The 4924-nt window shown below is 59.2% G+C and carries 4 protein-coding genes; 2 read left to right on the top strand and 2 right to left on the bottom strand.

All coding sequences use genetic code 11. The features are described 5' to 3' along the window. Window positions 1–133 precede the first annotated feature (133 nt). Both OC610_RS21055 and OC610_RS21060 read right to left on the bottom strand, forming a co-directional pair. Window positions 134–589 carry a YkvA family protein gene (locus OC610_RS21055; RefSeq protein ID WP_030142015.1) on the bottom strand — a complete coding sequence of 152 codons (456 nt, stop codon included), beginning with the start codon at window positions 587–589 and terminating at the stop codon, window positions 134–136. A 294-nt stretch (window positions 590–883) separates the two neighbouring features. Then, a complete protein-coding gene (locus tag OC610_RS21060) occupies window positions 884–1597 on the bottom strand; it encodes an FKBP-type peptidyl-prolyl cis-trans isomerase (RefSeq protein WP_030142016.1) in 714 nt (237 codons plus the stop codon). Window positions 1598–1866: 269 nt separating this feature from the next. Between OC610_RS21060 and OC610_RS21065 the strand changes: the two genes are divergently transcribed. Together OC610_RS21065 and OC610_RS21070 are read left to right on the top strand one after the other, a co-directional pair. Continuing rightward, complete coding sequence (locus OC610_RS21065) at window positions 1867–3669, top strand: c-type cytochrome (protein ID WP_264430458.1); 1803 nt, start codon at window positions 1867–1869, stop codon at window positions 3667–3669. A 31-nt stretch (window positions 3670–3700) separates the two neighbouring features. Continuing rightward, window positions 3701–4837 (top strand): catalase family protein, encoded by a 1137-nt coding sequence (locus OC610_RS21070; protein WP_264430460.1) that lies wholly within the window; start codon window positions 3701–3703, stop codon window positions 4835–4837. The last annotated feature ends 87 nt before the right edge of the window (window positions 4838–4924 follow it).

The raw sequence follows: 4924 nt of genomic DNA on the forward strand, positions 1-4924 counted from the left end.
TGATTATTTGAATATCCATGAACACCCCGTAGGACAACAACACTTTGCGAGTCAGCTTTTTTCCTAGGAAGTGTAATCCTAAATAGCAGCCAAGGTCGCGGGGCGATGATGTTCTGAAGGGAAACGGACCGAATCAGGTCTTTTTTGGACCTTGGAGCTGCAGCTGTTCCGGGGTGTCGGGGAGTCTTTCGACCAGCGCGAGTTTCTCGGGGGATTGGCGATCACGCCAGGCACGGAACGCACTCAGCTCGTCGTCGAGGGTTTTCATGATCCACGCCAGCACGGCGATATCGTCAAACATGCCAAACATGGGGAGCAAGTCCGGAATCGCATCCAGGGGACTGAGGAAGTACATGAGCCCCGCCACCACCGAGAGCAACGACTTGGCGCTGACCGCCCGGTATTCGCCACGCCAGTAGGCCAGGCACAGCGCCTGCAGCAAGCGCAGGTCGTCCTTGAGCTTGCCCAGTCGACCACCCTCCCGGGCGCCCTTGCTGGCAACGGCAAACAGGAGCGTCGGCAATCTGCCGCGGGCCAGCAGCCGGCCCGCCAAGGGCAGGAATCGCGTGAAATTCCACGGCGCCTTCATTTTTTCTCCCGCTGAAATGTTATCCACACAAATTGTGGATAACCTTGTGAACAGAGCTATGTTTCACCGCTGAAGCCCCCGTTCCATAAGGGCTCGGCTTAGATCGGGCGTTTTTTACTCACATAAAAAAACCCAATATTTCATTGACTTGATGGGTCGACTGCGTCTAGCACAGCGCCCGTATTGCCTATGACTGTGGCCCGCGCCGGGCGTTCGGTTTTTTTCATCATCTACCGAAAGCCGAATGCAACAACGCCCCGCATAAGCGAGGCGTTGTCTTTATAGCAGACGCGATTACTTGGCTGCGTCTTCTTTTGCCGGATCCTTGATAGCCAACAGTTCCAGGTCAAACACCAGGACCGAGTTGGCAGGAATGGCCGGGCTCGGGCTCTGGGCGCCGTAGGCCAGGTCACTCGGGATGTACAGCTTGTACTTCTCGCCGACGTGCATCAGTTGCAGGCCTTCGACCCAACCCGGGATCACGCCGCTAACCGGCAGGTCAATCGGGCTGCCGCGCTCAACGGAACTGTCAAACACGGTGCCGTTGGTCAGCTTGCCGGTGTAGTGAACAGTCACTACGTCGGTTGGCTTGGGCTGTGCGCCGTCGGCCTTCTTGACCACTTCGTACTGCAAGCCGGAAGCGGTGGTGGTCACGCCGGCCTTCTTGCCGTTTTCCTCGAGGAATTTCTTGCCCGCCGCTGCCGACTCTTCACTCATCTTGGCCATGCGCTCTTCGGCACGTTTTTGCAGTGCGGCAAAGGCCTCGACCAATTCTTCGTCTTTCAGCTTCTGTTCTTTCTTGCCGACGGCATCTTCGATGCCCTGGGCAACCGCTTTGGAGTCCAGGTCATCCATACCTTCCTGAGCCAGGCTCTTGCCCATGTTCAGGCCAATACCGTAGGAAGCTTTCTGCGCCGGGGTTTTCAGCTCTACGCTGGTCTGCGAGTCGCAACCCGCGAGTACCAGGCCAACCAGGGCTACCGCCGCCGCCAACCGATGCTGTTTCATGCTATTTCCTTGTTCATGCGCCTAAAGGGCAATCGAGTAAAGCCGCGAGCTTATCAGGCGGCCACGACCAATGGCTACCGGCATGTGAGCCACAAACCGATGATAAGTTCAGGTCGGCAAACGCTTTTTAATCTTGGGTAGATGAAGCATCTGTCATCGATTTCGTACAGGGGACAGGTTGCCACTCCCTGCCGCCCAAGGGTAATGGCCACTTGCCGGCCAAGCGGCGCTGAGGCATAAGGACGTATCAAAAAAACAAGGACGTTACCGTGCGCATCCTCTCTCGCATCCTCCTGCTGATCCTCGCGCTGCTCGTCGTGGTCGTGGCCGTCGTGCTTTATTACGTCGCCAACCCACGCCTGCCGGCCTACACGCCTGTCGAACAGGTGCACTATCTGGACCAATGGAGCACCACCGAGCGCCAGACTTACTATTTCACGCCCCAGGGCACCCAGGTCAAAGGCCTGCGCTACGACTGGTTCACCGCGCTTGAACTGCCGTTTTCGCAGCAGCGCTTCGCGTCGCCGGAATACTTGGCGCGCTTCGGTTTCCTGGTGGACCCGGCGCAAAAAGCCACGCCGGACAACCCCGGCAATTTGCCGGTAGGCTTCACCCGACACCAGAACGCAGGCAGCAGCGAGCAATACCTGGACATCACTTGCGCCGCCTGCCACACCGGCGAATTGCATTTCAAGGGCCAGGCAATACGGATCGATGGAGGTTCCGCTCAACACGTGCTGCCGTCGACTGTTCCGACACTGCGCGGGGGCAGTTTCGGACAGGCCATGGTCGCCAGTCTGGCCTCGACCTACTACAACCCATGGAAATTCGAACGCTTCGCCCGCCAAGTACTGGGCAAGGACTACGACGCCCGCCACGAAGAATTGCGCAAGGCGTTCAAGGTTTCCCTGGACAACTTCCTGCGCACCGCCTGGAACGACACGCACCGCGGCCTCTACCCGACCCAGGAAGGTCCCGGCCGCACCGACGCCTTTGGCCGTATCGCCAATGCCAGTTTCGGCGACGCCATTTCGGCGGAAAACTACCGGGTCGCCAATGCACCGGTGGACTACCCGCAGTTGTGGGATATCTGGACGTTCGACTGGGTCCAGTGGAACGGTTCGGCTCAGCAACCGATGGCCCGTAACGTCGGCGAAGCGTTGGGCGTCGGTGCCACCTTGAATTTCTTCGATGCCCAGGGCAAGCCGTTGCAAGGTGACGCGCGCTACCCTTCCAGCGTACGTGTGCGCGACCTGAACAAGATCGAAGAAACCCTGCAACTGCTCAAGCCACCAGCGTGGCCGGAAGCATTGTTGGGCTCGATCGACAGACCCTTGGCCGCCAAGGGCCGGGCACTGTTCGCCGAGAACTGCGCCGGTTGCCATGTTCCTAACGTACAAGGTCCTGACAGGCCAGTCCAGCAACTGCACATGCTGCCGGTGCAAGTGATCGGCACTGATCCCGGCACGGCCAACAACATCGCCGACCATCGCTTCAACCTGACCAGCCTGCAGTGGGATCCGACCGAGCTGGCCAAACTCGACGTGCAACTGCACCCCACCCCGACAGAACCGTTGGATCTGAGCCAAGTCTCGGTCGCCAAGGGCCTGGCCTATGTCACGGCATTCGTCGAAAACCGCGCCTATCGCGACGCCGGCGTCACCCCCGCCGAGCGCCCGGCCCTGGATGGTTTCGGGCTGCCCATCGGCGTTCGCGAGCTGCGTGCCTACAAAGCGCGTCCATTGGCGGGCGTCTGGGCCACGCCGCCCTTCCTGCACAACGGCTCGGTACCGACGATCTATCAGTTGTTGTCGCCGCAGGATGAGCGGGCAACTTCCTTCTATAAGGGCACGTTCGAATACGATCCGCGGCACTTGGGCTATCGCACGGAAGCCTTTGCCAACGGTTTCCTCTTCGATACCAAGATCACCGGCAACCACAACAGCGGGCATGAATTCCGCGCTGGCGAACGAGGCAACGGCGTCATCGGGCGCTTGCTGCAACCGCAGGAACGCTGGGCCTTGCTGGAGTATTTGAAAGTGCTCGGCGGGCCGCTGGAGTCGCAATTGTAATGATGAACCCCACAGGTAAAAGGATGTTTGCATGTTGATCACGCTCTGGCTGCGCCTCGGCGCCTTTTTGGGCAAGACGCTCCTGTGGCTGCTGGGCCTCGGGCTGCTTGGCTGGGCATTGGCCACAGCCTGGTTTGCCTGGCAAAACAGCGGCCCGGTCCCGGACAAGGAGCAGATACCGCCCGGCGAAAGCGCCATGAGCCAGGACATCATCCAGACCGCCATCCGCATCGTCGACCAACACCGCGAAGGCACGCGTTACCTGCGCGATGCCCATGCCAAGGCCCACGGTTGCGTCATGGCCGAAGTCCAGGTGCCAAGTGACTTGCCTGCGCCGTTGCGCCAGGGTGTATTCGCCGAACCGGGCAAGACCTGGCAAGCGACCATCCGTCTGTCCAACGGCAATGCCTATCCACAATTCGACAGCCTGCGCGATGCCCGAGGGATGGCCATCAAGTTGTTGGACGTGCCTGGCAAGCAACTGCTGGCCGATCGGCAATCCAAGGGTGAGCAGGATTTCGTGATGTTCAATCATCCGAATTTCTTTGTCAGCGATGTCGCCGAGTACCGTCAGAATGTGGCCGCTCAGGCTGACGGAAAGAAGGCAATGGCGTTCTTTCCGAGCCTCGACCCACGCACCTGGCAGATCCGACATTTATTCATCGCCCTGGCGACACTTTCGCCACCGCCGGCCAGCCCGACCCAGACCACTTATTTCTCGGTATCGCCTTATAAATTCGGCGAGGCAAATGCCAAGTTTCGCGTCGCGCCGGACCCGGACAGTTGCCCGGGCTACACCTTGCCGCCGCAGAACCAGGATCTGCCGAATTTCTTGCGTAGCGCGCTGAATCAGCAGTTATCCACCGATCGCGTGCCGGCCTGTTTTGTCTTGCAGATCCAGCGTCAAGATCCGAACAAGTACATGCCGATCGAAGACACCAGCATCGAATGGCAGGAAAGCGATGCACCGTTCGAGACGGTGGCGCGGATCAAGGTGCCGGCACAGGATTTCGATACGCCCAAGCTGAACCTGGCGTGTGATAACCAATCGTTCAATCCATGGTTTGGTGTTGAGGCTCATCGGCCGATTGGCGGCATCAACCGTTTGCGCAAGGCCGTGTATGAGGCGGTCAGCGACTATCGCCATAGCCGCAATGCCGAGCAGTAGGACGGAGGTAAATGACAGACAACAAAAAGCCCGCTCATTGAGCGGGCTTTTTGTTTGGCACTTGGCGTTCAGTACTCCAAGTGCCGA

It is taken from the genome of Pseudomonas agronomica (assembly GCF_025917275.1).
Classification (GTDB): Bacteria; Pseudomonadota; Gammaproteobacteria; order Pseudomonadales; family Pseudomonadaceae; genus Aquipseudomonas; species Aquipseudomonas agronomica.